The 785-nt window shown below is 64.3% G+C and carries 2 protein-coding genes; one reads left to right on the forward strand and one right to left on the reverse strand.

The annotated features are described in order from the left end of the window. Positions 1 to 119: class I SAM-dependent methyltransferase (locus tag A5712_RS30330; RefSeq protein ID WP_197517919.1), on the forward strand; the 119-nt coding region annotated here is incomplete at its 5' end. A gap of 12 nt (positions 120 to 131) precedes the next feature. Here the strand turns inward: A5712_RS30330 and A5712_RS18415 are convergent. Beyond that, positions 132 to 785, reverse strand: a 654-nt coding sequence (locus A5712_RS18415) for a class I SAM-dependent methyltransferase (RefSeq protein ID WP_068107868.1), incomplete at its 5' end; no start/stop codon positions are given.

Below are 785 nucleotides of genomic sequence, written 5' to 3' on the forward strand. Positions count from 1 at the left end.
AGGCCATCGCGATCCAGTCGGAGAAGGTCTACGACCGGTACATGAAGTACCTCACCGGCTGCGCCAAGTTGTTCCGCCAGGGCTACACGGACGTCAACCAGTTCACGTGTGAGAAGTGACCGAGGGCCGCGCTACTTGGCCAGGGTGAACTGGCCGACGTTGCTGATTCCCTTGCGGAACAACTTGGCGCAGCCGGTGAGGTACTTCATGTACCGGTCGTAGACCTTCTCCGACTGGATCGCGATGGCCTTGTCCTTGTTGGCTTCGAGCGCGGCGGCCCATATCTCCAGCGTCCTGGCGTAGTGCAGCTGAAGCGACTGGATCCGGGTCACCTTGAAACCGGCGTCGCCGGCGTGCTCTTCGACCGACGGGATCGTCGGCAGCCATCCGCCGGGGAAGATCTCGGCCAGGATGAACTGGGTGAAGTGAACGACCTCGTGGGTCAACGGGGTGCCCTGGGCCCTGGCCTCTTTGAAGGTCGGGCGCGAGATGGTGTGCAGCAGCATGACCCCGTCGGCCGGCAGCACCCGGTAGGCCATCTTGAAGAAGTGGCCCCACCGTTGCCGGCCGAAGTGCTCGAAGGCGCCGATGGAGACGATCCGGTCGACGGGTTCGTCGAACTTCTCCCACCCCTCCAGCAGCACCTGCGCCGAGCGGTTCGTGTCCAGCCCGTCGAACATCTGCTGGACGTGCTCGGCCTGGTTTTCCGACAGCGTCAGGCCCACGACGTTGACGTCGTACTTCTCGATGGCGCGCCGCAGCGTGGCGCCCCAGCCGCAGCCGAT

Origin of the sequence: Mycobacterium sp. E2327, from assembly GCF_001672675.1 — a bacterium.
In the GTDB taxonomy this organism is placed as follows: Bacteria; Actinomycetota; Actinomycetes; order Mycobacteriales; family Mycobacteriaceae; genus Mycobacterium.